33 protein-coding genes are annotated in these 26,798 nt (G+C 28.6%); 16 read left to right on the top strand and 17 right to left on the bottom strand.

Annotated elements, in window-relative coordinates; genetic code table 11:
* The first annotated feature begins 1 nt into the window (after position 1).
* The 11 genes from infA to MPF13_RS07140 all read left to right on the top strand — a co-directional run bounded on the left by infA (position 2) and on the right by MPF13_RS07140 (position 8,572).
* A complete protein-coding gene (gene infA / locus MPF13_RS07190) occupies positions 2 to 217 on the top strand; it encodes a translation initiation factor IF-1 (protein ID WP_004568721.1) in 216 nt (71 codons plus the stop codon).
* A gap of 13 nt (positions 218 to 230) precedes the next feature.
* Positions 231 to 347, top strand: coding sequence for a type B 50S ribosomal protein L36 (gene ykgO / locus MPF13_RS07185; RefSeq protein WP_004568720.1), 117 nt, complete (start codon positions 231 to 233; stop codon positions 345 to 347).
* Complete coding sequence (gene rpsM, locus MPF13_RS07180) at positions 347 to 712, top strand: 30S ribosomal protein S13 (protein ID WP_249981682.1); 366 nt, start codon at positions 347 to 349, stop codon at positions 710 to 712. Before ykgO ends, rpsM begins: the two co-directional genes overlap by 1 nt.
* Before the next feature lie 75 nt (positions 713 to 787).
* Entirely contained in the window at positions 788 to 1,171 is a 384-nt protein-coding gene (rpsK, locus tag MPF13_RS07175) for a 30S ribosomal protein S11 (protein WP_249981681.1), read from the top strand.
* An 81-nt stretch (positions 1,172 to 1,252) separates the two neighbouring features.
* On the top strand, positions 1,253 to 1,858 hold the full coding sequence (gene rpsD / locus MPF13_RS07170; RefSeq protein WP_249981680.1) for a 30S ribosomal protein S4: 606 nt from the start codon (positions 1,253 to 1,255) through the stop codon (positions 1,856 to 1,858).
* 96 nt (positions 1,859 to 1,954) lie between these two features.
* Complete coding sequence (locus tag MPF13_RS07165; protein WP_249981679.1) at positions 1,955 to 2,947, top strand: DNA-directed RNA polymerase subunit alpha; 993 nt, start codon at positions 1,955 to 1,957, stop codon at positions 2,945 to 2,947.
* Between the two features lie 60 nt (positions 2,948 to 3,007).
* On the top strand, positions 3,008 to 3,478 hold the full coding sequence (rplQ, locus tag MPF13_RS07160; protein ID WP_249981678.1) for a 50S ribosomal protein L17: 471 nt from the start codon (positions 3,008 to 3,010) through the stop codon (positions 3,476 to 3,478).
* Between the two features lie 109 nt (positions 3,479 to 3,587).
* Positions 3,588 to 4,694: a glutamine-hydrolyzing carbamoyl-phosphate synthase small subunit gene (carA, locus tag MPF13_RS07155; RefSeq protein ID WP_249981677.1), complete on the top strand. Its 1,107-nt coding sequence runs from the start codon at positions 3,588 to 3,590 to the stop codon at positions 4,692 to 4,694.
* A gap of 136 nt (positions 4,695 to 4,830) precedes the next feature.
* Entirely contained in the window at positions 4,831 to 6,117 is a 1,287-nt protein-coding gene (eno, locus tag MPF13_RS07150) for a phosphopyruvate hydratase (RefSeq protein WP_249981676.1), read from the top strand.
* Between the two features lie 180 nt (positions 6,118 to 6,297).
* Complete coding sequence (locus tag MPF13_RS07145) at positions 6,298 to 7,584, top strand: citrate synthase (protein WP_249981675.1); 1,287 nt, start codon at positions 6,298 to 6,300, stop codon at positions 7,582 to 7,584.
* Positions 7,585 to 7,657: 73 nt separating this feature from the next.
* The gene (locus tag MPF13_RS07140; protein WP_249981674.1) at positions 7,658 to 8,572 is read left to right on the top strand and encodes a dimethylarginine dimethylaminohydrolase family protein; all 915 of its coding nucleotides are present in this window, start codon (positions 7,658 to 7,660) and stop codon (positions 8,570 to 8,572) included.
* Positions 8,573 to 8,705: 133 nt separating this feature from the next.
* Here MPF13_RS07140 and MPF13_RS07135 read toward each other — a convergent pair whose 3' ends face one another.
* The 9 genes from MPF13_RS07135 to MPF13_RS07095 form a co-directional block, all read right to left on the bottom strand.
* Positions 8,706 to 9,410, bottom strand: a complete 705-nt coding sequence (locus tag MPF13_RS07135; RefSeq protein ID WP_249981673.1) for a DUF4369 domain-containing protein — start codon at positions 9,408 to 9,410, stop codon at positions 8,706 to 8,708.
* Between the two features lie 66 nt (positions 9,411 to 9,476).
* Positions 9,477 to 10,871, bottom strand: coding sequence for a DUF819 family protein (locus MPF13_RS07130; protein ID WP_249981672.1), 1,395 nt, complete (start codon positions 10,869 to 10,871; stop codon positions 9,477 to 9,479).
* 10 nt (positions 10,872 to 10,881) lie between these two features.
* Entirely contained in the window at positions 10,882 to 11,508 is a 627-nt protein-coding gene (locus MPF13_RS07125) for a DUF2490 domain-containing protein (protein WP_249981671.1), read from the bottom strand.
* Positions 11,509 to 11,623: 115 nt separating this feature from the next.
* Positions 11,624 to 14,776, bottom strand: coding sequence for a VPS10 domain-containing protein (locus MPF13_RS07120; protein WP_249981670.1), 3,153 nt, complete (start codon positions 14,774 to 14,776; stop codon positions 11,624 to 11,626).
* Between the two features lie 101 nt (positions 14,777 to 14,877).
* The gene (locus MPF13_RS07115; RefSeq protein WP_249981669.1) at positions 14,878 to 15,042 is read right to left on the bottom strand and encodes a type II toxin-antitoxin system antitoxin; all 165 of its coding nucleotides are present in this window, start codon (positions 15,040 to 15,042) and stop codon (positions 14,878 to 14,880) included.
* Between the two features lie 3 nt (positions 15,043 to 15,045).
* A complete protein-coding gene (locus tag MPF13_RS07110) occupies positions 15,046 to 15,969 on the bottom strand; it encodes an alpha/beta hydrolase family protein (RefSeq protein WP_249981668.1) in 924 nt (307 codons plus the stop codon).
* Positions 15,966 to 16,460: a hypothetical protein gene (locus tag MPF13_RS07105; protein ID WP_249981667.1), complete on the bottom strand. Its 495-nt coding sequence runs from the start codon at positions 16,458 to 16,460 to the stop codon at positions 15,966 to 15,968. The genes MPF13_RS07110 and MPF13_RS07105 overlap by 4 nt, the downstream gene beginning before the upstream one ends.
* A 1-nt stretch (position 16,461) precedes the next feature.
* Complete coding sequence (locus MPF13_RS07100; protein ID WP_249981666.1) at positions 16,462 to 16,620, bottom strand: DUF4177 domain-containing protein; 159 nt, start codon at positions 16,618 to 16,620, stop codon at positions 16,462 to 16,464.
* A 13-nt stretch (positions 16,621 to 16,633) separates the two neighbouring features.
* Entirely contained in the window at positions 16,634 to 17,494 is an 861-nt protein-coding gene (locus tag MPF13_RS07095) for an SPFH domain-containing protein (protein WP_249981665.1), read from the bottom strand.
* Between the two features lie 120 nt (positions 17,495 to 17,614).
* Between MPF13_RS07095 and MPF13_RS07090 the strand changes: the two genes are divergently transcribed.
* The 3 genes from MPF13_RS07090 to MPF13_RS07080 all read left to right on the top strand — a co-directional run bounded on the left by MPF13_RS07090 (position 17,615) and on the right by MPF13_RS07080 (position 19,639).
* Positions 17,615 to 18,397, top strand: a complete 783-nt coding sequence (locus MPF13_RS07090; RefSeq protein WP_249981664.1) for a S1/P1 nuclease — start codon at positions 17,615 to 17,617, stop codon at positions 18,395 to 18,397.
* 111 nt (positions 18,398 to 18,508) lie between these two features.
* Positions 18,509 to 19,012: a TlpA family protein disulfide reductase gene (locus MPF13_RS07085; RefSeq protein WP_249981663.1), complete on the top strand. Its 504-nt coding sequence runs from the start codon at positions 18,509 to 18,511 to the stop codon at positions 19,010 to 19,012.
* A gap of 18 nt (positions 19,013 to 19,030) precedes the next feature.
* Positions 19,031 to 19,639, top strand: coding sequence for a thioredoxin family protein (locus MPF13_RS07080; RefSeq protein WP_249981662.1), 609 nt, complete (start codon positions 19,031 to 19,033; stop codon positions 19,637 to 19,639).
* Between the two features lie 115 nt (positions 19,640 to 19,754).
* Here the strand turns inward: MPF13_RS07080 and MPF13_RS07075 are convergent, their stop codons facing one another.
* The 6 genes from MPF13_RS07075 to MPF13_RS07050 form a co-directional block, all read right to left on the bottom strand.
* Positions 19,755 to 20,318, bottom strand: a complete 564-nt coding sequence (locus MPF13_RS07075) for a hypothetical protein (RefSeq protein ID WP_249981661.1) — start codon at positions 20,316 to 20,318, stop codon at positions 19,755 to 19,757.
* A 211-nt stretch (positions 20,319 to 20,529) separates the two neighbouring features.
* Positions 20,530 to 21,054 (bottom strand): nuclear transport factor 2 family protein, encoded by a 525-nt coding sequence (locus MPF13_RS07070; protein ID WP_249981660.1) that lies wholly within the window; start codon positions 21,052 to 21,054, stop codon positions 20,530 to 20,532.
* Positions 21,055 to 21,131: 77 nt separating this feature from the next.
* On the bottom strand, positions 21,132 to 21,857 hold the full coding sequence (locus MPF13_RS07065) for a head GIN domain-containing protein (RefSeq protein ID WP_249981659.1): 726 nt from the start codon (positions 21,855 to 21,857) through the stop codon (positions 21,132 to 21,134).
* Positions 21,858 to 21,952: 95 nt separating this feature from the next.
* Positions 21,953 to 23,632, bottom strand: coding sequence for a PspC domain-containing protein (locus tag MPF13_RS07060; protein WP_249981658.1), 1,680 nt, complete (start codon positions 23,630 to 23,632; stop codon positions 21,953 to 21,955).
* On the bottom strand, positions 23,625 to 23,969 hold the full coding sequence (locus tag MPF13_RS07055) for a PadR family transcriptional regulator (protein ID WP_249981657.1): 345 nt from the start codon (positions 23,967 to 23,969) through the stop codon (positions 23,625 to 23,627). Before MPF13_RS07055 ends, MPF13_RS07060 begins: the two co-directional genes overlap by 8 nt.
* A 19-nt stretch (positions 23,970 to 23,988) precedes the next feature.
* Positions 23,989 to 24,423, bottom strand: a complete 435-nt coding sequence (locus MPF13_RS07050; RefSeq protein WP_249981656.1) for a DUF4870 domain-containing protein — start codon at positions 24,421 to 24,423, stop codon at positions 23,989 to 23,991.
* Positions 24,424 to 24,646: 223 nt separating this feature from the next.
* On the opposite strand from MPF13_RS07050, the gene MPF13_RS07045 reads away from it, so the two are divergent.
* On the top strand, positions 24,647 to 25,102 hold the full coding sequence (locus MPF13_RS07045) for a DUF4442 domain-containing protein (RefSeq protein ID WP_249981655.1): 456 nt from the start codon (positions 24,647 to 24,649) through the stop codon (positions 25,100 to 25,102).
* A gap of 1 nt (position 25,103) precedes the next feature.
* On the opposite strand, the gene MPF13_RS07040 is transcribed toward MPF13_RS07045, so the two are convergent.
* Positions 25,104 to 25,250, bottom strand: coding sequence for a hypothetical protein (locus tag MPF13_RS07040; protein WP_249981654.1), 147 nt, complete (start codon positions 25,248 to 25,250; stop codon positions 25,104 to 25,106).
* 292 nt (positions 25,251 to 25,542) lie between these two features.
* Between MPF13_RS07040 and MPF13_RS07035 the strand changes: the two genes are divergently transcribed.
* On the top strand, positions 25,543 to 26,379 hold the full coding sequence (locus tag MPF13_RS07035) for a TIGR00266 family protein (RefSeq protein WP_249981653.1): 837 nt from the start codon (positions 25,543 to 25,545) through the stop codon (positions 26,377 to 26,379).
* Here MPF13_RS07035 and MPF13_RS07030 read toward each other — a convergent pair whose 3' ends face one another.
* Positions 26,380 to 26,757 (bottom strand): Hpt domain-containing protein, encoded by a 378-nt coding sequence (locus MPF13_RS07030; protein ID WP_249981652.1) that lies wholly within the window; start codon positions 26,755 to 26,757, stop codon positions 26,380 to 26,382.
* Positions 26,758 to 26,798 lie beyond the last annotated feature (41 nt).

Genomic DNA, 26,798 nt, shown 5'->3' with positions numbered 1-26,798 from the left:
TATGGCTAAGCAATCAGCAATTCAACAAGATGGAACAATTACAGAAGCATTATCAAATGCAATGTTTCGTGTAGAGTTAGAGAACGGACATATTGTTACGGCTCACATTTCTGGAAAAATGCGTATGCATTATATTAAATTATTACCTGGAGATAAGGTAAAATTAGAAATGAGTCCTTACGATTTATCGAAAGCAAGAATTACTTACAGATACTAAAAAAACAAAACAGATGAAAGTTAGAGCATCAGTTAAAAAAAGAAGTGCCGACTGCAAAATAGTTCGCAGAAAAGGTAGATTATACGTGATTAATAAACAAAATCCTAGATTTAAACAAAGACAAGGGTAATGGCAAGAATAGCAGGTATTGATATTCCAAAGAATAAAAGAGGAGTTATTGCTTTAACTTACATCTTTGGTATAGGAGACAGTAGAGCTAAACAAGTTTTAGCAGCAGCAAAAGTAGATGAGAGCATTAAAGTTCAAGATTGGACAGATGATCAAATCGCAGCAATTAGAGAACAAGTAGGAACTTTCACTATTGAAGGAGAATTACGTTCTGAAGTACAGTTGAACATCAAACGTTTGATGGATATCGGTTGTCAAAGGGGAATTCGTCATAGACTTGGTCTTCCATTAAGAGGACAAAGAACTAAGAATAACTCTCGTACAAGAAAAGGTAAGAGAAAAACTGTAGCTAACAAGAAAAAATAAGTTAGATAAGTAATCAAGATCTAATAATAGATTATCTATAAAATTAGAAAACTAAGTTACTAAAACTGAAAAATTATGGCAAAAGCAAGTTCAAAAAAGCGTAAAGTAATAATAGACGCTATTGGTGAGGCACACGTAACTGCGTCTTTCAACAATATCATTATTTCTTTAACAAATAAAAAAGGTGACGTTATTTCATGGTCATCTGCAGGTAAAATGGGTTTTAGAGGTTCTAAAAAGAATACTCCATATGCAGCTCAATTAGCAGCAGAAGATTGTGCAGCAGTTGCAAAAGAAGCAGGTTTACGTAAAGTAAAAGTTTATGTAAAAGGACCAGGTAATGGTAGAGAGTCTGCAATTAGATCAATTCACAATGCAGGTATTGAAGTAACAGAAATTATTGATGTTACACCAATTCCTCATAATGGATGTCGTCCACCTAAGAGAAGAAGAGTATAATTAAATATTTTAACTTGATAGGAATAAGATTATCGAAGGAGAAAGCCTTAATTCATAATCCCTATCTATAACAAAAAAGAAATGGCAAGATATACAGGACCAAAAACTAAAATTGCTCGTAAGTTTGGTGAAGCAATTTTTGGAGATGATAAAAACTTTGAAAAAAGAAACTATCCTCCAGGACAACATGGAAACGCAAGAAGAAGAGGAAAAAAATCTGAATATGCTACTCAATTAATGGAGAAGCAAAAAGCAAAATATACTTATGGTATTTTAGAGCGTCAATTCAGTAACTTATTCAAAAAAGCACAAGCAGCTGGAGGTATTACAGGTGAAGTGTTATTACAATTATGTGAATCTCGTTTAGATAACGTAGTTTTTAGAATGGGTATTTCTAATTCTAGAAGTGGAGCTCGTCAATTAGTTTCTCATAGACATATTACTGTTAATGGAGAAATCGTTAACATACCTTCTTATAGTTTAAAAGAAGGAGATGTAGTAGCTGTAAGAGAGAAATCTAAATCATTAGTAGCTATTGAAAATGCATTGGCATCTAACAACAATGTATACGAATGGTTAACTTGGAATTCTGATACTAAAACTGGAACTTTTGTAAAAGTACCAGAAAGATTACAAATTCCAGAAACTTTCAAAGAGCAATTAATCGTAGAATTATATTCTAAGTAATAAATTAATCATATTGGTATTTAGCCAAAGGGTTTATAAGTATTTCTTCACACTAATAAACCGCGCAACTAAATAACAATTAAAACGAAGAACAATATGGCAATTTTAAATTTTCAAAAGCCTGATAAAGTAATTATGATTGAATCTACAGATTTTTCTGGTAGATTTGAGTTCAGACCATTAGAACCAGGTTTTGGTTTAACGGTTGGTAATGCTTTAAGAAGAGTGCTTTTATCATCTTTAGAAGGATTCGCAATTACATCATTAAGAGTTGATGGTGTTGAGCACGAATTCTCTACAGTTCCTGGAATTGTAGAAGACGTTACAGAAATTATTTTAAACTTAAAACAAGTACGTTTTAAGAAACAAATAGAAGAAACTGATAGAGAAACTGTTTCTATATCATTATCTGGTCAAGAGCAGTTTACTGCTGGAGATTTACAAAAATTTATCTCAGGTTTTCAAGTATTGAATCCAGATTTAGTTATTTGTAATATGGATAAATCTGTAAAGTTAAATGCAGAAATTACTATAGAAAAAGGAAGAGGATTTGTACCTGCTGAAGAAAATAAAAAAGCTTCTGCACCAATAGGAACAATTTTTACTGATTCTATTTACACACCAATTAAGAATGTTAAATATGCAATCGAAAATTATCGTGTAGAACAAAAAACGGATTATGAAAAATTAGTTTTCGATATCGATACTGATGGATCAATCAATCCTAAAGATGCATTAACTGAAGCTGCTAAAATTTTAATCCACCACTTTATGTTATTCTCTGATGAGCGTATCACTTTAGAGGCAGATGAAATTGCACAAACTGAAACATATGATGAGGAATCATTACATATGCGTCAACTATTAAAAACTAGATTAATCGATATGGATTTATCTGTTAGAGCTTTAAATTGTTTAAAAGCTGCAGAAGTAGATACATTAGGAGATTTAGTTTCTTTTAATAAAAGCGATTTAATGAAGTTTAGAAACTTTGGTAAAAAATCTTTAACTGAATTAGAAGAATTAGTTATTGTTAAAGGTTTAAGTTTCGGAATGGACTTAACAAAATACAAATTAGATAGAGATTAATCTTTCATATTTTGCTCCCCAAAATGGGTAGAGCAAGATGAAAGTAAAACAAACGTCACAATGAGACACGGAAAAAAACACAATCACTTAGGAAGAAAAACAGCGCATAGAAAAGCGATGTTAGCTAATATGGCTTGTTCTTTAATTGAGCACAAACGTATTAACACTACAGTAGCAAAAGCAAAAGCTTTAAGAGTTTTTGTTGAGCCACTAATTACTAAATCTAAAGCAGATACTACTCACAACAGACGTATTGTATTTTCTTACTTAAGAGATAAATATGCTGTTACAGAGTTATTTAAAGAGATTTCTGTAAAAGTAGGTGATAGACCAGGAGGATATATTCGTATTATCAAATTAGGAAACCGTCAAGGAGATAACGCTCCTATGGCAATGGTTGAATTAGTTGATTATAACGAAATTTATAACCCTAAAGGTAAAAAAGCTAAAAAATCAACTCGTAGAGGTAGAAGCAAAAAAGCAGCTCCACAAGTAGAGGAAGTAGCAACAGAAGAAAAATCTGAAGAATAAAAAATGAAAATTTTTTAATTTATATAAAAGGGATAAACGTTTACGTTTATCCCTTTTTTTATATTTTTGCACTAACTAATTTATAAGCAAACACAACACACTATAATAAATGAAATATCAAACGCGAAAAAAGGCTTTAGTTTTATTAGCAGATGGAACTATCTTTTATGGAAAATCGGTTGGAATAGAAGGAACTTCTACTGGAGAAATCTGTTTTAATACAGGAATGACTGGATATCAAGAAATATTTACTGATCCATCATATTTTGGTCAATTAATGGTAGCCACTAATGCACACATAGGTAACTATGGTGTAAATAATGAAGAAGTAGAATCTGATGGAATTAAAATTGCAGGTTTAATTTGTAGAAATTTTAGTTTTACTCATTCTAGAGTAGATTCTGATGGTAACTTAAAAGATTGGTTTGAAAAACATAATTTAGTTGCTATTTCTGATGTTGATACCAGAGCATTGGTATCTTATATTAGAGATAATGGAGCAATGAATGCAATTATTTCTACAGAAGTAGACAATATTGATGCATTAAAAAAACAATTAGCTCAAGTTCCTAGTATGGAAGGTTTAGAGTTAGCCTCTAAGGTTTCAACAAAAGAACCTTACTTTATTGGAGATGAAAATGCTGATATTAAAATTTCTGCATTAGATATTGGTATTAAAAAGAATATTTTAAGAAACCTTGCTAAAAGAGGTGCTTACATAAAAGTTTTTCCTTATAATTCAAGCTTTTCAGAATTAGAAGCATTTAATCCTGATGGATATTTTATATCAAATGGACCTGGAGATCCAGAACCTCTTACTGAAGCTCAAGAAGTAGCTAAAGAAATTATTTATAAAAACTTACCTTTATTTGGTATTTGTTTAGGTCATCAAGTAATAGCTTTATCTCAAGGGATTTCTACTTACAAAATGCATAATGGACACAGAGGTATTAATCACCCTGTAAAGAATTTAGTAACTGGTAAAGGAGAAATTACTTCTCAAAATCATGGATTTGCAATAAATAGAGAAGAAACAGAAGCAAATGCTAATGTAGAAATTTCTCATGTGCATTTAAATGATCATACTGTTGCAGGGATTCGTATAAAAGATAAGAATGCATTTTCTGTACAGTATCACCCAGAAGCTAGTCCAGGACCTCATGATTCAGAGTATTTATTTGATCAATTTATAGAAAACATTAAGTCATCAAAGTAATAATTTAACAGGAATTTAGAACTTGTTTAATTAGAAAACGTTTTCGTAACTAACTGATTAAAATCAGTTTTAAACGTGCTATAATTCGTAAATTAGCACTATAAATTAAGACTTAAATAAATTAAATTACAATAAAATGAGTATTATAATTAGCGTTCATGCACGTCAAATTTTTGATTCAAGAGGAAACCCAACAGTAGAAGTAGATGTAACTACAGAAAATGGAACTTTAGGTAGAGCTGCAGTTCCTTCTGGAGCTTCTACAGGAGAACATGAAGCTGTAGAATTAAGAGATGGTGGAAGTGATTACATGGGTAAAGGTGTTTTAAAAGCTGTTGATAATGTTAACAGTATAATTGCACCAGAATTATTAGGAACTTCTGTATTTGAACAAAATACAATAGATAAGTTAATGATTGACTTAGATGGTACTCCTAATAAATCTAAATTAGGAGCTAACGCTATTTTAGGAGTTTCTTTAGCTGCTGCAAAAGCTGCTGCAAATGAATTAGGAATGCCTTTATACAGATACGTAGGTGGTGTTTCTGCAAATACTTTACCAGTACCAATGATGAACATCATTAATGGTGGTTCTCACTCAGATGCTCCTATAGCATTTCAAGAATTTATGGTAATGCCTGTAAAAGCAGAAACTTTTTCTAAAGCTATGCAAATGGGATCTGAAATTTTCCATAATTTAAAGAAAGTTTTACACGATAGAAATTTATCTACTGCTGTAGGTGATGAAGGTGGTTTTGCACCAACTTTAGATGGTACAGAAGATGCAATTGAAACTATTGCTTTAGCTGTTAAAAATGCAGGTTATTCTTTTGGAGATGAAATTAAAATTGCATTAGATTGTGCTTCTGCTGAATTTTTTGTTGACGGAAAATACGATTACACAAAATTTGAAGGAGATAAAGGTGTAATTAGAACATCTAATGAACAAGCAGAATACTTAGCAGAATTAGCTAATAAATACCCAATTATCTCTATAGAAGATGGTATGGATGAAAATGATTGGGAAGGAACAAAATATCTTACAGAATTAATTGGTGATAAAGTACAATTAGTTGGTGATGATTTATTTGTTACAAATGTAGATCGTTTATCTAGAGGTATAAAAGAAGGAATTGCAAATTCTATCTTAATTAAAGTAAATCAAATTGGTTCATTAACAGAAACTATTGCAGCTGTTAATATGGCTAAAAATGCGGGTTATACTTCTGTAATGTCTCATAGATCTGGAGAAACTGAAGATAATACAATTGCTGATTTAGCTGTTGCTTTAAACTGTGGACAAATTAAAACAGGTTCTGCTTCACGTTCTGATAGAATGGCTAAGTACAATCAATTATTAAGAATTGAAGAAGAATTAGGAGAAACTGCTTATTTTCCAAAAGAAAAAGCTTTTAAAATATAAATAATTTTTCTTTTCAAATAAAAACTAAACCTCATAAGTAATTATGAGGTTTTTTTTGTGATATTCTTATATAAATTAATGTTATCTTAAAATATCTAAAAACTATTGTAAGAACCTTTCAAAATTCTGTAAAATAAAGTACCTTTGCAAAACTAAACACAACAATAAATCATCTATCATATGTCAGATACAGCTAAATTAGAAATTGGCGGTAATTCTTATGAATTTCCACTTGTAAAAGGAACAGAAAATGAAGTAGCAATTAATGTAAAAACATTAAGAGCTGCCACTAAAGGAGTAATTACTATAGATCCAGGATATAAAAATACAGGATCTTGTGAAAGTGCTATTACTTTTTTAGATGGAGAAAAGGGGATTTTACGTTACAGAGGATATTCAATTGAAGAATTAGCAGCTAAAGCTGATTTTTTAGAAGTAGCATATGCATTAATATTTGGAGACTTACCTAATAAAGAACAGTTAGATAAATTTAAAAATGATATTAAAGAGCACTCATTAGTAGATGATGATGTTAGAAAAATTTTAGAAGCTTTTCCAAAGACTGCTCATCCAATGGGAGTTCTTTCTTCTCTTACAAGCGCTTTAACTGCTTTTAATCCTGCTTTTGTTGATATCAATTCTGAAGAAGATATGTATCATGCTGTGGTTAGAATTTTAGGGAAATTCCCTGTTTTGGTAGGTTGGACAATGCGTAAGCAAAAAGGATTGCACTTAAATTACGGTAAAAAATCATTATGTTATATTGAAAACATTATGTACTTAATGTTTAAGCAGCCTAATGAAGAGTTTCAAATGAATCCAATAATTAAGAATGCATTAGATAAATTATTAATTTTACATGCAGATCATGAACAAAACTGTTCTACATCTACAGTAAGAATTGTAGGTTCTTCTCATGCAGGTTTATATGCATCTCTTTCTGCAGGTATTTCTGCACTTTGGGGGCCATTACATGGTGGTGCAAATCAAGCAGTATTGGAAATGTTAGAAGCTATTAAAGCAGATGGTGGTGATACTAAAAAATATATGGCTAAAGCAAAGGATAAAAACGATCCTTTCCGTTTAATGGGATTTGGACATAGAGTTTATAAAAACTTCGATCCAAGAGCTAGAATAATTAAAGCAGCAGCAGATGAAGTTTTAAATGATTTAGGTGTAAATGATCCTATTTTAGAAATTGCTAGAGGTTTAGAAAAAGAAGCATTAATAGATCCTTATTTTGTTGATAGAAAATTATATCCAAATGTAGATTTTTATTCAGGAATTATTTATAGAGCTATGGGAATACCTGTAGAAATGTTTACAGTAATGTTTGCTTTAGGTCGTTTACCTGGTTGGATTGCACAATGGAAAGAAATGCGTCTTAATCAAGAACCAATTGGACGTCCACGTCAAATTTATACAGGAGAAAATTTAAGACCTTTTGTAGAATTAGATAAAAGATAAAAAAATAATACTATTTTTACCAAATAATCAAAAGCTTCATAATTTATGAAGCTTTTTTTATCGAATTAAAAATATGTTACAACTTAATATACAAAACGAAACATCAAGATTAAGAGCTGTTGTTTTAGGAACAGCAAAAAGTAATGGTAGTATTCCTAAAGTAGAAGATTGTTATGACCCTAAAAGTATAGAGCATGTTTTAGCAGGTACTTACCCTAAAGAAGAAGACATGATTTTAGAAATGGATGCAGTTGCAAAAGTTTTTGAAAAATACAATGTAAAAGTTTTTAGACCTGATATAATTGAAAATTATAATCAAATATTTTCTAGAGATATTGCTTTTGTAATAGATGATATTTTTATTGAAGCAAATATACTTCCAGATAGAGAAAGAGAATACAAAGCTATAAATAATGTAATTTCTCAAATTAATACAGACAAAATAGTTGTTTTACCAGAAGAATGTCATGTAGAAGGAGGAGATGTTATGCCTTGGAATAATTATATTTTTATAGGTACTTATTCTGGTTCTGATTATGCAGATTATATTACAGCTAGAACAAATGTTGATGCTGTAATAGCAATACAAGAATTATTTCCTGAAAAAACTGTAAAATCTTTTGAATTAAGAAAATCTAATACAGATCCTAAAGAAAATGCACTTCATTTAGATTGCTGTTTTCAACCTATAGGAAAAGATAAAGCAATTCTTCATAAAAATGGATTTTTAGTTGAAAGTGAATACGAATGGTTGGTAAACTTCTTTGGTAAAGAAAACATTTTTGAAATAACTAAAGAAGAAATGTATCATATGAATAGTAATGTTTTTTCTATTTCTGAAGAAGTAATTATTTCTGAAAAGAATTTTACACGTTTAAATAACTGGCTTAGAAATAATGGATTTATAGTAGAAGAAGTACCCTATGCAGAAATAGCTAAACAAGAAGGTTTAATTAGATGTTCTACTTTGCCTTTGGTTAGGGATTAAAAGAAATGATTTATTTTCTTAACTAATAAGCGTTTTTTTATTTCTACAATTAGCATTTTTTTATAAATAAGAACTTGTAAAACAAAAAAAAACCGAGCAATATGCTCGGTTTTTTTGCTTTTAGAGAAAAAAATTATTTGTTCTCACTTTTTTTAATTTCATTTAAATATTCTTGAAAACGTTTACCATAATCAGAATTTTTAACTTTATCAGATAAAGTATTATTTACAGTGTCTAACATTTTTAAACTTGCATCATACATTTCTGTTAACGCAATATAAGGAGCTACTTCACTATCTGCATTAGTAAGTGCAAAATTAGTAGTATATAAAACACGTCTTTTAGATAGTTTTAAATAATCTTTTTCTAATTGTGCAACTAAGTCTAAATCATTCGCTTTTTTTGCGTCAAAGTCTTTTTTAACAAACTCTAAACGTTGGTTTTGAAATTGTCTTTTAACCTTGTTGTACTTATCTAATAATTCTTGGTTTTTAGAACCAGAAATTTCTGGAGTATAACCAAATTTATCAACATTATCATTAATGGTAATAACTCCTTGTTCTCCAAAAAATAATATTCTTTTATCTGTTGTATTTCCATCAAAAGTTAAATAATATAATACAGGAGATGTTACATTATCTGTTAAAGTAAATTTATCACTTCCTAATAAATTTATAGAATCTACAGAAACCAAAAGTGTATCCTTCATTTTCTGAAGATATAAGGTTCCTTTTTTAAGTCCTTTAATTTGTCCTTGAACAATCATGTTTCCTTCTTTTTTAGAAGAACAAGCTGATATTAAAATAGAAAGGACTAAAAGTGTAATAATTTTCTTCATAATTCTTAAATTTCGACTGCAAATATGCGTTTTTATTGATATAAAGTCTAATAAATAGTATAAAAATTAACTAACCCATTTCATCATTATTGCACAAAAGAATGCACCATAAGTACCTAAAGCATATCCAAGAACTGCTAATAAAACTCCAACAGGTGCTAAAGATGGATGAAAAGCACCAGCAACAACAGGAGCAGAGGCTGCACCACCAATATTTGCTTTAGAACCAACTGCTAAGAAGAAATAAGGAGCTTTTATAATTTTTGCAATTAAGAATAATAATCCTACATGAATAATCATCCAAACAAAACCAATGGCAAATAAGCTAATATTTTCTACAATAGCATTCAAATTCATTTTCATACCAATAGAAGCAACTAAAATGTAAATAAAAACAGTTCCTATTTTACTTGCACCTGCACCTTCGTAACTTTTAGCTTTTGTAAATGATAAAAAGATTCCTACTGTGGTAGCAGAAATTATCAACCAAAAGAAAGAACTACCCAAACCAAAATCTACTAAAAAAGGAACATTTTCTGCAATATATCCTCCTAAATTATCACCAATAATATGACCAATAGAAGTTACACCAAAAGCAATACCTAATAGAATTATTAAATCGTTAAAAGAAGGAACTCTAGCAGATTCTAAAGTAAATTTTTCCATCTTATTTTTAAGGTTTGTAATAGAAGAATTATCTGCTTTAAACCATCTGTCTATTGCATCAGATTTTGCAACACCTAATAATAAAAATGCCATCCAAACTTCTGCAACTAAAACATCAACAACAGCCATAATACTAAAAAGACTATCACTAACTTCCCATTGTTCTTTCATGGCTAATTGGTTTGCACCACCACCAATCCAACTTCCTGCAACTGTAGATAAACCTTTCCAAAGTTCAGTACCTTCTACTTGTACTAAAATATCTGGAGCAACAAATTTAAAGAAAACAATTGCTAAAGGACCACCAATCATAACCCCAAAAGTTGCTGTTAAAAACATGATTAATGCTTTAGGGCCCAATTTAAAGACTCCTTTTAAATCTATACTTATAGTTAATAAAACCAAAGAAGCAGGTAATAAAAATCTTGAAGAAACATAATAAAGTTTACTTCCTCCAGAAAATTGAGCATATACAGAACTATCTATATTATTAGTTGTAATATAAGCTTTTAATGAAGCTAAATCTGTTACACCCTCTAAATTGCCATATAAAGTATTTAAATGGGCAATAGTAGCTTGAACATCTATCCATTTATCAGCAATTATACCTAAAGAACTAAAAACGGATGGTATAAAATAACAAAGTAAAAGTGCAGGTATGTACTTATAAAATTTGCCAAAAGATTTTAATGTTGAAGTGTAAAAGATTCCTGCTAAAATAACACACAAAACACCAAATATAATGGTGTCGTTTGCAAATAAAGGAATATCATTATTGATTTCTGATATACTCATAAAATTAATTTTAAGTTGATTTTTTTGTAAAGTCTGTATTTAAAATAATACCTAATTGTAATCTATGAAGACTACTGTTAGAAAATTTTGTGTAAAAATAGCCTAATCTAACTTTTAGATTTTCGTTCAATTCTCTTATAAATCCTGCTCCAGTTCTATTTTGACTAAAGGCTTTTGTAGCAAATTTTATAAAGATTTCGCTAAAAGCATAAGTTTCCCATTTTTCTAATAAAGGACGATTTAAAAATAATCCATATCTTATTCTATGTTTTACTTCATCATTAAAATTTTGGCGTTTAAATCTTTGTGCTAATCTTACTCTATGTTTTACTTTTACTTTGTTCCAAGTATCTTTAATATTTAAATCTTGATAAAAACGATACTCATATAAATCTGCTAAATCAGTTTTATATGAAGAATCTGTAATAGAATAGACCAAACCACCTGTAAAATTTACTTTTTTATTAAAGCTATAATTAAGACCTACTCTATAAATTTCTTGTTGATATTCTGTTATAAACTCATAATATCTAAAGTGTGCACTTGTTGTAAGTTTTACGTTTTTAGATAATTTATGAGAACCATTATACATGTACCAAGTTCCTAATTTATTTTCATGAGAATTTTGACTCTGCATTACTAAAAAGCAAAAATGAAAACAAAAAAATATAATTATTTTTTTCATATAATATAATACTTCTTCTTCTTTAAGAAGACGAATTTAATGATTTAGTTTGAATATTAATTCATCATTAATTTGTAAATATTTTAGTTTCTTTAAATGGTGAAATTTTTATGTTTTCTGTACTGTTTTTATATGTTGCCCAATCAGATTTAAAGAAATTATTTGTTTTATCTAAAGCTTTGCTAAACTCATCTTTAAATTGATTTACTAATGTTTTTTCTGTAGAAGTTTGCTCTCCAAAACGAGAAAACACATATCTTCTTGCTGTATAAAAACGTTGATTTACATTTACTTCTGGATTCCTTGTAATTCCTTGTCTTTTATCAACTTTACCAAGATATAATGCTATTAAAGTATCTATTTTTTTAATGATTTCAGATGACTTTTTAATTTCATCTTTGTACATTTTCTTATCTTCTTTACTTAATTGAGATTTTATTTTAGCGGCAGTATTTTTACTTTCTACTAATTGTTCTACAACATTTGCCATTTTTTCTTGATAGCTTTCTAGCTCTTTACTAGCTACATATTTTTGATTGATAGCTGCATCAGTAATTTGTAACCTTGGGTCAAATTGAACTTTAATGTTTTGTTCAGAAACTGTTTCTCCAAATGTCATTTTTAATTTGTAAACACCTGGTTTTACAGAAACACCAGAAGGCTCTCTTTTAGATTTTCTTATACTTCTATAAGCTCTAGAAACTCCTTTTTCTCTTAAATACCAAGTTGTTTTATGAACTCCATTTTCTTTAGGAGTTTTCATCTTTAATGTTCTAATTAGTCTTGTACCATCAAAAATTTCTAATTTAATAGAATCGTATTTAATTTTGTTGTTCTCTTTTTTATCAACTTTTGGTTTGTTAATGTAATAAGAAATTAAAGCTCCACGTTTTCTGTTTTCTCCTTGATACATAGCATCTGCACCAAACCTGCTTCCTGTTGGTTGTTGTGATGCATGTTGATAAGCAACAGGAGGTTGAAACAATTGTAATTTTTTAGAAGTTATATTTCCGTTTGCAATAGCTCTTAAAGGTTTAATATCATCTAAAACCCAAGCAGCTCTTCCAAAAGTTCCAATAATTAAATCATTTTCTCTTGGATGAATTACTAAATCTTTGACAGGTACTGTAGGAAATCCATTGGTCCATTTTGTCCATTTTTTACCAGCATTTATTGAAATATATAAACCATCATCTGTACCTAAAAACAATAAGTTTTTATTAATTGGATCTTCAATAATGCATAATGTATAACTTTGTACATCATCTTCATTTACAATACGTTCCCAAGATTTACCATAGTTTTTGGTTCTGTATGCATAAGGAGTGTAATTAAAACGTCTGTAATCATTAGCAACTAACAAAGCTTCTCCTTTATTTTTATTAGAAGCCTTTATCTGAGTTATCCAACTGTTTTTTGGTAAACCTTTTAAGTTTTTAGAAACGTTTGTCCAATTAGCACCTCCGTTTTTTGTAATGTGTACTTGACCATCATCTGTAGCTGCCCATAAAACATCTTTTTCTAACTCTGTAGGCTCAATTACTAATATTGTACAATGGTTTTCTGCTCCAGTAGCATCCATAGTTAAACCACCACTTTCTGCTTGTTTTAATTTTTCTGGATTGTTAGTAGATAAATCTGGAGAAATTACATTCCAAGTTAAACCTTTGTCTGTAGATTTATGTACAAACTGACTACCAAAATACAATGTAGAATTATTAAATGGATCTATGTTTATTGCTGCATTCCAATTAAAACGTAGTTTTACATTTGGGTCTTTATGTGTTGGTTTTACACTATAATTATTTCCTGTTTTATAATCATATCTTACAACAGAACCTTGCTGACTCATAGACCATCCATAACGTGAATTGTCTTTATCAGGAACCACATCAAAACCATCTCCAAAACTAATTTCTTGCCAATAAGAATTTCTAATTCCTTGCGCTTTCCAAACGTAAGCAGGACCTCTCCAAGAACCATTATCTTGCATTCCACCATAAACATTATAAGGATATTCATTATCTACATTTATGTGATAAAATTGAGCAACAGGTATGTTGCCTATAAATCTCCAAGTTTTACCACCATCTTTTGTAATGTTTAAACCTCCATCATTTCCATCAATCATAAATTTTCCATTGGTTGGATGAATCCACCATGCATGATGATCTGGATGAACTCCATTGTCTACACCATAAGCAGGCATTAATTGTTTGAAAGATTTACCTCCATCTTGAGAAACATTTACATATGTAAAAACGGTATATAATCTATTTTCATTTTGTGGATCTACGTATATTTCTGAATAGTAAAAAGGACGATTACCAATTCCGGGTTTGTCATTTATTTTTTTCCATTTAAAACCACCATCTACACTTTTGTATAAAGCATTCTTTTTTGCTTCTACTAAGGCATAAATTACATCAGGATTGTTAGGAGCAATTGCTACACCAATTCTACCCAATTCTCCTTTAGGAAAACCTTCTTTTTCTGTAATTTGTTTCCAATTTTCACCACCATCATGTGTAATGTACAAACCACTTCCTTGTCCACCAGATTTAAAAAACCAAGGATCTCTTTTGTGTTCCCACATTGCAGCTATTAATTTGTTTGGATTTTTAGGGTCCATAATTAAATCTGCAGTACCAGATTTAATGTTTGTAAACAAAATTTGTTTCCAAGTTTTACCACCATCTGTAGTTTTATAAACACCACGTTCTTTGTGTTCTCCCCAAGGAGATCCAATTGCTGCAGCATAAACAATGTTTGGGTTTGATGGATCTATGATAACTCTATGAATATGTCTTGTTTTTTCTAATCCCATAGATTTCCATGTTTTACCAGCATCTAAAGATTTGTAAATACCAAAACCACCATTTAAACTATTTCTTGGGTTTCCTTCTCCAGTTCCTGCCCAAATTACACTTGGGTTAGATTGCTGAATGGCAATAGCACCAATAGAAGCAGTTAATTCGTTTTCGAAAATTGGTTTCCAAGTTGTTCCTCCAGAAGTAGATTTCCAAACACCACCAGAAGCTGTACCAACGTACATTATTTCTGGGTTTGATTCTACAACATCAATAGAAGTTACACGTCCAGACATACCTCCAGGACCAATATTTCTTGGTTTCATGTTTTTTACCAAATCCATAGAAAATTCTTGTGAAAAGAATAGAGTAGAAGTACATAAAAAAAGGAGTGTAAATAATTTTTTCATATTAAGTATTTTGTTGAGTTAAGTTTGATGCTAACAAGATACAAAATAGAAAACGCTCAATATAAATTGAGCGTTCTTTTAACAGTTTTGTTATTATAATTTTATTCTTCCTTTTTTTTAGGTTCTCTTTTTGCTTCTTTTAAAGTTTGCATTAGCATCCATTCTATTTGTCCGTTTGTAGAACGAAACTCATCTGCAGCCCATTTTTCAATGGCTTTCATCATGTCTTCATTCATACGTAATGCAAATGCTTTTTTCTTAGCCATAATTTATTGGTTGATGAAATTTACAATAGTTTCTACTAGTTTGATTGATAAAGGAAAATCTGCTTTTAAATAAGAAGATTGATTTTCTGTAATTGAATTTACTTCTTTTAAAACATGATTCATTTTTTTTATAATTACTAATTTAGAATTTGTATTAGAATTATGCAAAGTTTCTGCATCAGTTACTTTTACTTGCAAATCACTATCACCATTAATGATTAATTTTGGAATGGTTAATTTCTTAATTTCTTCTGAAGGATTGTATTGTATCCAAGAGCTTAAAAAAGACTGATTTTGTTTTGCAAAAACCGAAAGCAACATTGGGTTTACTTCTTTTATTTTACCTGTTGTAGCTAATTCTTTAAAATGAGCTTGAGTTATAGAATCTAAAAAAGGGGCTTTTTCTTGAATTTGTTTTATTATTACTTTGTCTGCACTCATGCCTGCACCAGCAACAGAAATAAATTGGTTAACGTTTTCTGAAGCTAACATAGCAACTAAAGAACCTTGACTATGACCTAGTAATATAATTTTAGAAAATCGTTTGTCATTTTTAAAATGTGCAATTGCTTTTTTAAGATCTAAAACATAGTCTATAAATTTTACTCCTTTTATTAAACTTTCTTTGTTTTTTAAATTGGCAGTACGTTTGTCATAACTGTAAAAAGCAATTCCTTTTTTATTGATACTATCTCTAAATTGTTTAATGTAATTTGCTTTAATCATTGGTTGTTGATTTCCATTTCTATCAACGTTTCCAGAACCATGAACCCAAATAATTAAAGGACTATTTTTTTTTGTAAAAGTTAAAGTGCCAGGTAACTCTATTTCATTGTTTTTAAGTAAAATTTCTTCAGATTTTACTTGAGCCAATGAAACTGCAATTCCAAAAATTGTAATTACTAAATAGCTAATTATACGAATCATGATAATTTACTTTTATAAGTTTCTAAAACTCTTTTTACTTCCTCTTTTTTTAGAGTGCCTATTAACAGTTTTTTTTCGTTTTTTAGAATTAGTTGAATGCCAACATCACCAGAAACATTTATAGCTTTTCCTCTAGATTTAGACCATCCACCTTTTAATCCCCAACCACCATATTCGCCAATTGGGTTATAAGTTCTAATATGAGCTTTAGCAATATTTTGCCAAGGAATTAGTTTCATAGAAAAATGAAAAGGGAAAAATTGATAATAAATTCCTTTTTCATCTATTCTAGTTGTTAGTTTAAAAAAGAAGATTAATGATATAGAGACTAAAATACCAACTAATGTAATTACAAATTTATTTGTAGACATATTAGATTCTTTCTCTAAATATTCTTTTGTAATTATAGCTATTGGAACAATAGTACTAAATGCTAAAAGTACAATTAACCAAGTTTGAGTAAAACGTTGCTCTTCTTTAAAAACTTTCATTTTATCTATTTTTATCTCTTTCAAAAAGAACAGCAGTCCATCCTTGATGAATTTCTATAACTCGCCATCCTTCTCTTGCATATTGATTTAATAGATCTTCAAAATTTTGAAATCTATTTCTAAAACCTAATTTTGGTTGAACTAATTTATATTCTTTCATGTTTTTTGTTTTTTTAATGACTTAAAGTACCTGTGTTTAAAACTGGTGAAGCTTCTTTGTCCCCACATAAAATAACCATTAAGTTACTAACCATTGCTGCTTTACGTTCTTCATCTAACTCAACAATATCTTTTTTGTTTAGTTCTTCTAAAGCCATTTCTACCATGCTAACAGCACCTTCAACAATTTTATGTCTTGCAGCTACAATTGCTGTGGCTTGTTGTCTTTTTAGCATAGCACTTGCTATTTCTTGAGCGTACGCTAAATAACCAATTCTTGCTTCTAAAACTTCTATTCCTGCAATAGATAAACGTTCTTCCAACTCTTTTTCTAAGGTTTCAGAAACCTCATTTACACTAGAACGTAAAGTAATATCTTCTGTATGACCTTCATCAGCAAAATTATCATAAGGATACATACTAGCTAGTTTTCTTACTGCAGCATCTGTTTGCACACGTACAAAGTTTTCATAATTATCTACATCAAAAGCTGCTTTGTAAGTGTTAGTAACTCTCCAAACTAAAATTGTAGAAATCATTACTGGGTTTCCTAATTTGTCATTTACTTTTAAACGCTCACTATCAAAGTTACTAGCTCTTAATGAGATTGTTTTTTTTCTAAACAGTGGGTTTGCCCAATACAAACCATTTTCTTTTATAGTACCTACATATTTACCAAATAGTAAAACTACTTTAGATGTGTTTGGATTTACAAGTATAAAACCAAAGAAACCTACAAAACCAATAATAATTAATGGAAAATATATTGGGGTTTCGTTAATTATAGACATTGCAATTCCGCCAAAGAATAAAACTAAAACGATAAATAACATTAAATAACCATTTGCGGGTTTAATAATTTTTTCTGCTTTCATATGTTGAATTTGTTATGATATTAAAATGATATCACAAAGATATAATTATTTTTTGTTGATTTCCAAATATTTAAAGATATATTTTATATTTTAGCTCAGAATTTATAATAATATTTACAGATGAAGATTAAATTTTTAATGATGATATCTTTTCTGTTTTTTTTTAACGTATCTGATAACAAATCAGATGATTGGGGAAAAAACGGTCATAGAGCTACTGGTCAAATTGCACAAGAATATTTAACAAAAAGAGCTAAGAAAAAAATAGACAAACTTTTAAAAGGACAAAGTTTAGCGTTTGTTTCTACTTTTGCTGATGAAATAAAGTCTGATAGAAAATATAATAAGTATTATGCATGGCATTATATTAATATGGATTTTGATGAAACTTATGAAACGGCTAAGAAAAACCCTAAAGGAGATTTAGTAACAGGAATTGAAAAATGTATTGAAGTTTTAAAAGATAAAAACAGTACAGATGAAGACAAAGAATTTCATTTAAAACTATTAGTACATTTTGTAGGAGATTTGCATCAGCCAATGCATATTGGTAGAAGAGAAGATAAAGGTGGTAATACCATACAAGTTCAATGGTTTGGAAGAGGAACAAACTTACACAGAGTTTGGGATGAAAACATGATTGAAGATTGGGATATGAGCTATATTGAGTTGGCTAATAACGCTAAAGATTTATCTAAAAAACAAGTAGAAGCTATAGAAAAAGGTTCTGTTGTAGATTGGGTAAATGAAGTACACAAACTTACAGTAGAAGTATATAAATCTGCTAAAGTTGGAGAAAACTTACGTTACAGATATTCTTATGATAATTTTGGAATTGTAAGAACTCAACTTCAAAAAGGAGGTATTCGTTTAGCTAAAATTTTAAACGAAATTTTTAGCTAAAATAGTTAATAATGATATTAGAAACCTCTTAAACTATTGTTTAAGAGGTTTTTTTAGTTAATGATTTACCAATTATTTTCTTAAGAAAAATCTTATTTGTAATTTTATTGAATGAATAAAAAATATATATACGCCTTATTCTTTTTTGCAATATTGATTTCTTGTAAAAAAGAAGAAGTTAAAAATGTAATAGAAGTAACTTCTGTAAAATCTTACACTTATAAAGAGTTAAAACCTTTGTTAACTAAAAATGATGGTAAAACTTATGTTGTTAACTTTTGGGCAACTTGGTGTGCTCCTTGTGTAAAAGAATTGCCTTATTTCGAAAAATTAAGAGAAGAATATATTGGTAAAGATGTTGAGGTAATTTTAGTTAGTTTAGATTTTCCGAAACAAATTGATAAAAGGTTGATACCGTTTATTAATAAAAAGCAGTTAAAATCTAATGTAATTGTATTAAACGATGTTAATGAAGATGTATGGATAAAAGACATAGATTCTACTTGGTCTGGTGCTTTACCAGCCACATTAATTTATAGCAAAAAAGGAAGGAAATTTTTTGAGCAATCTTTTGAATATGAAGAATTAGAAAAAGAATTACAATCATTATTATAAACCTAAAACCACAATAACATGAATTATAAAAAATCAATTTTAATATTATTAGTAGTAGCAATGGCTTCTGCGTTTACAGGCAAAATAGTAAAAGGTTATAAAGTAGGAGATGTTATAGAAGACTTTAAACTTAAAAATATTGATGATAAAATGGTTTCTTTATCAGATTATAAAAAAGCAAAAGGTTTTATTATCATTTTTACATGCAATATGTGTCCTTATTCTGTGGCTAATGAAGATAGAATTATAGCTTTAGATAAGAAATATAAAAACTTAGGTTTTCCTGTAATTGCAATTAACCCAAATGATCCTGCAGCTTCTAAAGGAGATGGTTTTAATGATATGAAAGTAAGAGCTTCTGAAAAAGGATTTACATTTCCTTACTTATTTGATGAAGGCCAGAAAGTATATCCAAAATTTGGAGCAAGTAAAACTCCTCATGTTTATATTGTTAGTAAAAAATCTATGAAAGTTGAATATATTGGTGCTATAGACAACAATTCTAGAGATGAAGGAGCAGTTACAAAAAAGTATGTAGAAACTGTTGTAGATGAATTGTTAGCAGGTAAAAAACCAAGTGTTACAGAAACTAGAGCAATTGGTTGTTCTATTAAAGTTGTTAGATAAAAATTAAGTTTTTATAATTAAAAAATCCCAAGTTAAAAACTTGGGATTTTTTTTTTGATATATTTTTTTGATTCGATAACGGTTTTGTAAGAAGTCGAGAAAAAATTAATAATTATTATAAAGTGTTAGCTCTTTTTTTCTGTTTAATAACTTTTATTCCAACTACTATTAGTGTAATAAAAAATATACTTGTTGAAATACTTTTTATAACTGAAAATATATTAGTTGTATACACTGTAGTCTCTTTCAATTTTGGATAGTTTTTAAGCATTGTAATAATTCCGATATTTTCTAAATAATCTGCAATTCCTGCAATTATAGGTATAAGACAGAGATAATTATATGGGGAATTTAATTTGTTCAATTTTTTCAAGAAATATCCCAAAAGCAAACAGTAAGAAAGTCCAAACAGTAATGGGTAAATCATATCAACAGGTATTTGATTGGTTAGATATGTCAAACGTCCATTTTCTCCAAGTGAATTGAATAAATCACTTACATAATTAAAACTATATCCTGTTGGCATCATATCCAATAATTTCATCCCATTAGAGAATCCCATTGTTTTGGGGATTGTAACAGTTAGCATAAAAGTGTATACTATATTGGTCAAGATAAAAAGGCCTAAAACTTTTTTTCCTGAAATATTCTTTTCAATGAATTTTGTTAATCGTTCCATTTTTTTTTTAATAAGTGATTATTTACACAGATATACGTTTGTTTAAATAACTTATATCAGTAGTTAATTAAGTTATTTTTTTTTAAGCTTAAAATACAAACTAAACAAATAAAGTAAGCGTCGTTTTTTACAAAACGACGACTTACCAAGTAAACTAATAAAACCAAGTATTAGTAACTATTATATTAGAGTTAGCTATTCTAATAAAATTTTATTCAGATAAAGGTTTGTGGTTGTAACTCAAAACCCTTTTTAATTTCCATTTTTCGTTTTCTAGAATCCAAACGTGGGTAAAATCTGCTATTCCTACAGTTTTAAATTCTGAATTTTGTTTTTGTAAAAAGGTATGTTTTCCTTTTTGTATGGCTCCATATAGAATACCATTTTTGTTTAATTGATGTACTTCTAAAGTACCTGTAACTAATTTTCTTTTATTATTACCAGGTTTAGAACAAAGTCCGTTTTTAATTGAATTTATAAATTCTTCTCTATTCTGAATTCCTCCTAAATCATGATAAAATTCAAAATTATCAGCAATAATTGGTTCTAGCTTTTCAACTTCACATAAGTTAAAAGTACGTTTAAAAATGATGCTATCTTTAGATTTTAGTGTTTTAAATAAGTCAGAACTTTTATCAACTTGAGCATTTAAAACAAAATTGTAAAACAACATTGCAATAAAAATGAGCACTTTTATAAGGATAGAATTTTTAAAAGGTTCTAGAAAATTATTCATTGTTGGTTGGTTTTTTAAAATCTTGTGGTTGTACTTAACAACCACAAGAAAACTAATTTTGGTTGATTGATAATTGGTTATTTTCTAGAAACGCTTCCTCCAGATGAAGATTTTTTATTTACTGATTTTGGATTTCCTTTAAAATCAATATCTCCACCACTAGTAGCTTTTGCTTCTAATTTTTCTGAAGCAAAAACATTAATATCTGCTCCACTAGTAGCTTTAGCAATTACATTTTTACTTTCTAATTCGTATGCATCTATAGATGCTCCACTAGTTGCACTAGTAGCATGGTTAATTGAACTACCCGAAATTCTAATATCAGATCCACTTGTAGAGCTTGTTTCTACACTAGTAGCATCTACAGTTATTTTTATATCTGCACCACTAGTAGCTGCAATAGAAATTTCATCAGTATTAATAACTCCTTTTCCGTAAACATCGCTTCCACTTGTAGCTCTAACTGAAGTTAAATTTTTAACTGTAACATGTACTTTTCTAGCTTTTGCTCTCCAAATACTTTTTTCTGAATACACTTTTAAAATACCATCTTCAACTTCTGTAATAATAATATCATGTAAATTTTCATCAGCTTCTACAGTAATTTTGTTTTTAGAACCTTGTGTAATATATAAGTCTATACCAGTGCTTACTTTAATTCCTGTAAACTTGCTAGAAGTCTTTCTAGTTTCTGTAATTACATTTTTATTACCATTAACTCTATTAAAAACATCTACACTACAAGAAGTAAAAATAGTTGCTATAAATAGTACTGTTATAATTTTTGATATTGAATTTTTCATAAGTTTAGTTTTTAATTAGATTGTAAAAGTCTATTAATAGACGCTTAAAATCAAAAGTTGGTTACTCAATTGTTGTTTTTTATAGTTGAGTTGTATTAAATACTTTCTTGTTCAATAATATTTTCCTCTTCAGTTTCTTCTTCACAATCTGTACATTCTAATGTTTCTGCATTCATTTTAAAATGATGATTTACCATATCTTTATCATAAATGTCTTCATCATTATCTACATTATATAAAAAGTTTCTTACTGTATAGTCAAAATAAACAGTGTTACCTTCTGGTATGTAAAATGTAATATTTACTTCTTCATCTTTCCACATATTTTTAAACTCAGACAAATAGTAAGCATCTAATACAATTGTATTGTCTATAATTTCGAATTTATATTCAACTTTTTCGGCATTTTTATTGGCGCTATTTTTGCTTTTACCTTTAGATTCTTTTTGAAGAATAAAGTAAGCTTCATTAGAATTGCTCTTTTTTACATCTACTTTTACATAATTAGAGTATACTTTTGTAACACCATCTACTTCAACTTCATATTTATGAGAACTTCTTCTTAAATTATGTCTGTAATAAATTTCATCATCATTAACCATTTTTATAGTTAGAGTGTCATTTTTAGCAATATTTAAAGTTGTTTTTTTAACAGATTGCCCATAGTTTGCATGAGATGTTCCAAAATCTAAACCAGTAAATATCATTGTTAATAAAGCAACAATCCAAATACCTAATAAAGTTAAAGATGTAGCTTTTGTAAATTGTTTTACACTGCTAGATAGTATTCTTAATCCTAAAACAAATAAAATTAAAAAAGGAATACCAATTAATAAAAACAATGCTAACGTTAATACCCATTTAGGTAAAACAGCGTCATAGAAAAATGGTGGATATTGTAAAAATTCTCCATCTACATTTAACCATTCTAAACTTCCAACAGAAAACCCACTAATGATTAGTGATAAAATAACAGCAGCAGCAACAAAGACTAGTATTGCTCCAATAAATTTACCAATTACTTTAAAAAACACAAGTATAATCTTGCCTATAGTATTGATAAAATCTTGTAGTCCGTTATTTTTTCTTGCCTTTCCCGAAAAAGTTTGGTTCATTTTTTGAGAAATTTCTGAGGCACCATCTTTTATTTTATCTGAAGCTTGGTTAGCTAAATCTTTAACGTTTTCAGAAACATTTGTAAACTCTTCTCTTATCTTTTTTTCGATATTATCTATGTTTACAGGCTCACCCTCCATTTGTAATTTTTCTGCAGTAGTTTTAGCTTCTGGCAGTAAAATCCAAAGAATAATATATAAGATGATTCCAAAACCACCACCAAAGAATAATGCTAATAATCCAAGACGAATCCAAATAGTATCTACGTTAAAATAATGAGCAACACCAGATGCAACACCACCTAAAAATTTATCTTCACCATCTCTAAATAGTTTTTTTCCAGAAGAACTATTTCTTTTATAAGAATAGCTAGAGTCGTTATAAGTTTCTTCAGCTTCAGCATAATCTTCTGGTTGTCCCATTATTTTAATGATATCATCAATATCACCTTCATTAACAACTTGTCTAGCATCTGTAATTTTTTCAGATAATAATTCACTTATTCTAGCTTCTATATCTGCAATAATTTCATTTTTTCCTTGGGGATCATCGCTTAATGATCTAGAAATAGATTCTAGATATCGTTTTAGTTTCTGATAGGCAACTTCATCTATGTGGAAGAAAAATCCGCCTAAATTTATGTTAATAGTCTTATTCATTTTTCGTTGATTTTGTGCTAATTACTTGGTTAACTGCGTTTACTAAATTGCTCCATGTTTTATCTAATTCTTTTAAAAACATGCCTCCGTTTTCTGTTAAAACGTAATACTTTCTTGGTGGTCCAGAGGTTGATTCTTCCCATCTATAAGTTAGTAAGCCTGCGTTTTTTAAACGTGTTAATAACGGATATATGGTTCCTTCAACCACAATCATTTCTGCACTTTTTAACGTACTAAGAATTTCAGAAGTATAAGCATCTCCATTTTTTAAAATAGATAAAATGCAATATTCTAAAACACCTTTTCGCATTTGTGCTTTTGTGTTTTCTATCTTCATTTATTGTGGTTTTAAATGATTATTTAATAAATTTTATTGTAAAAGGATACTTATAATTTTCTCCTTCTTTTGCTTTTAATGATGCAATTATTATCAATGCAACTTTTATTAAGCCAACAATTCCTGCTAAAGAAGCTAAGCCAATAAATCCAAAAATATTATTAGAGTCAAAATCTATATTAATGTGATTAAAACTATTAAAATTGTCTAAGTTTCTAAATACAGAACCAATAAAAACAGGAACAAAAGACATTGTTAAAATAAATATGTATAAAGAATAACTGATGTTAAAATTTACAGCTTCTTTACCTTGTTCATCTAAAAATACGCTTCTATCTTTTAAAGTTTGCCACGCAATTAATGGTGTAATTATATTTCCAAATGGAAACATAAATCCTGCAAATGCAGAAATATGTATTAAAAAGGCATTGGTGTTTTCGTTATTTTGTTTCATGATTTCTGAAATATATAATACTTTCTTATGCAAATATATATCTTAAAAAAGGTATTATGCAATACATAGTACTATAATTAACATTTTTTTAACAAATTTAAATGAGTAGATTTTTTGATTAAAAAGCTTTGTATGTATTGTAAACATTGATGTTTTTGATTCGTTTATTTTAGTTATCTTGTCAACGAAAGAAATTATGTTAAAATTTTAAAATTGATTCTAAATGAAATTTACTCCAGGTAAAGTGAACCTTTTTAACTTTATAAATCTTCCATTAGCTTATATAGGAGGTGTTAGAGTACGTTCTATTTCTAATGATAAAGTTGTTGTTTCTATAAAACACAGATGGATGAATCAAAATCCGTTTAAAAGTATTTTTTGGGCAGCTCAAGGTATGGCAGCAGAAATGCCAACAGGTGTTTTGGTAATGAAAGCAATTAAAGATTCTAACAGAAAAGTTTCTATGTTAGTAACTAAACAAGAAGCAGAGTTTTATAAAAAAGCTACAGGTAAAATTATTTTTACTTGCAATGGGGGTGATGAAATTAGAAATGCAATTAAAAAATCTATAGCAACAGGAGAAGGACAAGTAATTGTATTAACTTCTGAAGGGAAAAATAAAGATGGAGTAGTAGTTTCTAAATTCCAATTTCATTGGAGTTTAAGAGTGAAACCATAAATTATTCTTTCTTTTTATACAGTTGAGGTCTTTCTTCATTATAATCACAATCTTGAAAAATACCACATGATACATTTGTACGTGCTAAAGATTTTGTTACTTCAAATTGTTTAGAAAGAGCTTCAATTTCTGGAGATAAATATTTCATTTTTTTCTTTAATTTTTATACAAATTTATTGTTTAAAATTATACTAAAAGTAAAATTATTGTTAAAGTTTTTAAAATAATAATCATAGGTTTTAGGTTTTTTAAAACCATATTATTAGTAAACTTTTTCTGTTAAAATAACCTGAATTTAAATTTATTACGCATCTAATTTATAATGATGATGTAAAAAAGTTATTAATTAAAAAATCTTAAATTTGAGAAATAATTATAAATTAATGTAACAAAAATGTTATCAATACTTCTTATATAATGTAAACCTTAAAAAATTAATTATGTATCAAGATAGAATACCTCAAAACTCATCAAATCAAAATGCTCACGAAATAGATTATAAAATTTTTGGTGAAGAAATGCAATTTGTAGAAATTGAATTAGATCCAGAAGAAGGTGTAGTTGCAGAAGCTGGAACTTTTATGATGATGGATGATCAAATTAAAATGAATACAATTTTAGGAGATGGATCTAATCAAGAAAAAGGAATCTTAGGTAAAATATTTTCTGCTGGTAAAAGAATTTTAACAGGAGAAAGTTTATTTATGACCGTTTTTACAAATGTTGGAATAGGAAAAAAGCAAATTTCTTTTGCATCTCCTTATCCTGGTAAAATTGTACCAATAGATTTAACCGAATTTGGAGGCAAGTTTATTTGCCAAAAAGATGCTTTTTTATGTGCAGCAAAAGGAGTTTCTATAGGTATAGAATTCTCTAAAAAATTAGGTAGAGGTTTGTTTGGTGGAGAAGGTTTTATCATGCAAAAAATGGAAGGAGATGGTCTAGGTTTTATTCATGCTGGAGGAACTATGGCTAAAAAAGAATTAAAACCAGGAGAAGTTTTAAAAGTAGATACTGGTTGTATTGTTGGTTTTACACAAACTGTAGACTATGATATTGAATTTGTTGGAGGAATAAAGAACACAGTTTTTGGAGGAGAAGGGTTGTTTTTTGCAACTTTAAAAGGACCTGGAACTGTCTATGTACAATCTTTACCATTTAGTAGATTGGCAGGTAGAGTTTTGGCAATGGCTCCAAGAACAGGAAATGGAACTAAAGGAGAAGGAAGTATTTTAGGCGGAATAGGAGATTTATTAGATGGAGATAATAGATTTTAATTAAGTATGATTCTCTAAGTTTTTTAATATAGATTCATAATCTACAATACATTTATTGCATAAAGAAACCACAGACTTTAACTTACTAGTTATAAGTTTGGGGTTTTCTTTTTTTATTGCTAAATCTTCTAAAATAGTTAAATCATCTACACAATTAATACCCATTAAACCAAATGAAGATTTAAAAAAGTGGGATATTTCTCTTACTTCAGTAAAATTTAAATTTGTTATGTTATTTTCTAAAACTTTAACCTTTGGTTTTGTGTCGTTTATAAAAACAGCAATTAGTTCTATAAGAAGTTCTTTATCATCAGAAAAAAAACTTTTTATCGACGATAAATCTAATATTTTACTTTCTAAAAACCTTTTAAAATCCATATTTTTAGCTTAACTTAGAAGATATATTTAAATGTTGATTT

The organism is Polaribacter sp. Z022 (genome assembly GCF_023555495.1).
In the GTDB taxonomy this organism is placed as follows: Bacteria; Bacteroidota; Bacteroidia; order Flavobacteriales; family Flavobacteriaceae; genus Polaribacter.
Note: the sequence above shows the minus strand (reverse complement) of the source record. Positions and strands in the feature narration are given on the sequence as shown.

Bases quoted from the DNA above. Each gene is read 5' to 3' on its own strand.
- infA (WP_004568721.1), top strand. From the start codon at position 2: ATGGCTAAGCAATCAGCAATTCAACAAGATGGAACAATTACAGAAGCA.
- ykgO (WP_004568720.1), top strand. From the start codon at position 231: ATGAAAGTTAGAGCATCAGTTAAAAAAAGAAGTGCCGACTGCAAAATA.
- rpsM (WP_249981682.1), top strand. From the start codon at position 347: ATGGCAAGAATAGCAGGTATTGATATTCCAAAGAATAAAAGAGGAGTT.
- rpsK (WP_249981681.1), top strand. From the start codon at position 788: ATGGCAAAAGCAAGTTCAAAAAAGCGTAAAGTAATAATAGACGCTATT.
- rpsD (WP_249981680.1), top strand. From the start codon at position 1,253: ATGGCAAGATATACAGGACCAAAAACTAAAATTGCTCGTAAGTTTGGT.
- MPF13_RS07165 (WP_249981679.1), top strand. From the start codon at position 1,955: ATGGCAATTTTAAATTTTCAAAAGCCTGATAAAGTAATTATGATTGAA.
- rplQ (WP_249981678.1), top strand. From the start codon at position 3,008: ATGAGACACGGAAAAAAACACAATCACTTAGGAAGAAAAACAGCGCAT.
- carA (WP_249981677.1), top strand. From the start codon at position 3,588: ATGAAATATCAAACGCGAAAAAAGGCTTTAGTTTTATTAGCAGATGGA.
- eno (WP_249981676.1), top strand. From the start codon at position 4,831: ATGAGTATTATAATTAGCGTTCATGCACGTCAAATTTTTGATTCAAGA.
- MPF13_RS07145 (WP_249981675.1), top strand. From the start codon at position 6,298: ATGTCAGATACAGCTAAATTAGAAATTGGCGGTAATTCTTATGAATTT.
- MPF13_RS07140 (WP_249981674.1), top strand. From the start codon at position 7,658: ATGTTACAACTTAATATACAAAACGAAACATCAAGATTAAGAGCTGTT.
- MPF13_RS07135 (WP_249981673.1), bottom strand. From the start codon at position 9,410: ATGAAGAAAATTATTACACTTTTAGTCCTTTCTATTTTAATATCAGCT.
- MPF13_RS07130 (WP_249981672.1), bottom strand. From the start codon at position 10,871: ATGAGTATATCAGAAATCAATAATGATATTCCTTTATTTGCAAACGAC.
- MPF13_RS07125 (WP_249981671.1), bottom strand. From the start codon at position 11,508: ATGCAGAGTCAAAATTCTCATGAAAATAAATTAGGAACTTGGTACATG.
- MPF13_RS07120 (WP_249981670.1), bottom strand. From the start codon at position 14,776: ATGAAAAAATTATTTACACTCCTTTTTTTATGTACTTCTACTCTATTC.
- MPF13_RS07115 (WP_249981669.1), bottom strand. From the start codon at position 15,042: ATGGCTAAGAAAAAAGCATTTGCATTACGTATGAATGAAGACATGATG.
- MPF13_RS07110 (WP_249981668.1), bottom strand. From the start codon at position 15,969: ATGATTCGTATAATTAGCTATTTAGTAATTACAATTTTTGGAATTGCA.
- MPF13_RS07105 (WP_249981667.1), bottom strand. From the start codon at position 16,460: ATGAAAGTTTTTAAAGAAGAGCAACGTTTTACTCAAACTTGGTTAATT.
- MPF13_RS07100 (WP_249981666.1), bottom strand. From the start codon at position 16,620: ATGAAAGAATATAAATTAGTTCAACCAAAATTAGGTTTTAGAAATAGA.
- MPF13_RS07095 (WP_249981665.1), bottom strand. From the start codon at position 17,494: ATGAAAGCAGAAAAAATTATTAAACCCGCAAATGGTTATTTAATGTTA.
- MPF13_RS07090 (WP_249981664.1), top strand. From the start codon at position 17,615: ATGAAGATTAAATTTTTAATGATGATATCTTTTCTGTTTTTTTTTAAC.
- MPF13_RS07085 (WP_249981663.1), top strand. From the start codon at position 18,509: ATGAATAAAAAATATATATACGCCTTATTCTTTTTTGCAATATTGATT.
- MPF13_RS07080 (WP_249981662.1), top strand. From the start codon at position 19,031: ATGAATTATAAAAAATCAATTTTAATATTATTAGTAGTAGCAATGGCT.
- MPF13_RS07075 (WP_249981661.1), bottom strand. From the start codon at position 20,318: ATGGAACGATTAACAAAATTCATTGAAAAGAATATTTCAGGAAAAAAA.
- MPF13_RS07070 (WP_249981660.1), bottom strand. From the start codon at position 21,054: ATGAATAATTTTCTAGAACCTTTTAAAAATTCTATCCTTATAAAAGTG.
- MPF13_RS07065 (WP_249981659.1), bottom strand. From the start codon at position 21,857: ATGAAAAATTCAATATCAAAAATTATAACAGTACTATTTATAGCAACT.
- MPF13_RS07060 (WP_249981658.1), bottom strand. From the start codon at position 23,632: ATGAATAAGACTATTAACATAAATTTAGGCGGATTTTTCTTCCACATA.
- MPF13_RS07055 (WP_249981657.1), bottom strand. From the start codon at position 23,969: ATGAAGATAGAAAACACAAAAGCACAAATGCGAAAAGGTGTTTTAGAA.
- MPF13_RS07050 (WP_249981656.1), bottom strand. From the start codon at position 24,423: ATGAAACAAAATAACGAAAACACCAATGCCTTTTTAATACATATTTCT.
- MPF13_RS07045 (WP_249981655.1), top strand. From the start codon at position 24,647: ATGAAATTTACTCCAGGTAAAGTGAACCTTTTTAACTTTATAAATCTT.
- MPF13_RS07040 (WP_249981654.1), bottom strand. From the start codon at position 25,250: ATGAAATATTTATCTCCAGAAATTGAAGCTCTTTCTAAACAATTTGAA.
- MPF13_RS07035 (WP_249981653.1), top strand. From the start codon at position 25,543: ATGTATCAAGATAGAATACCTCAAAACTCATCAAATCAAAATGCTCAC.
- MPF13_RS07030 (WP_249981652.1), bottom strand. From the start codon at position 26,757: ATGGATTTTAAAAGGTTTTTAGAAAGTAAAATATTAGATTTATCGTCG.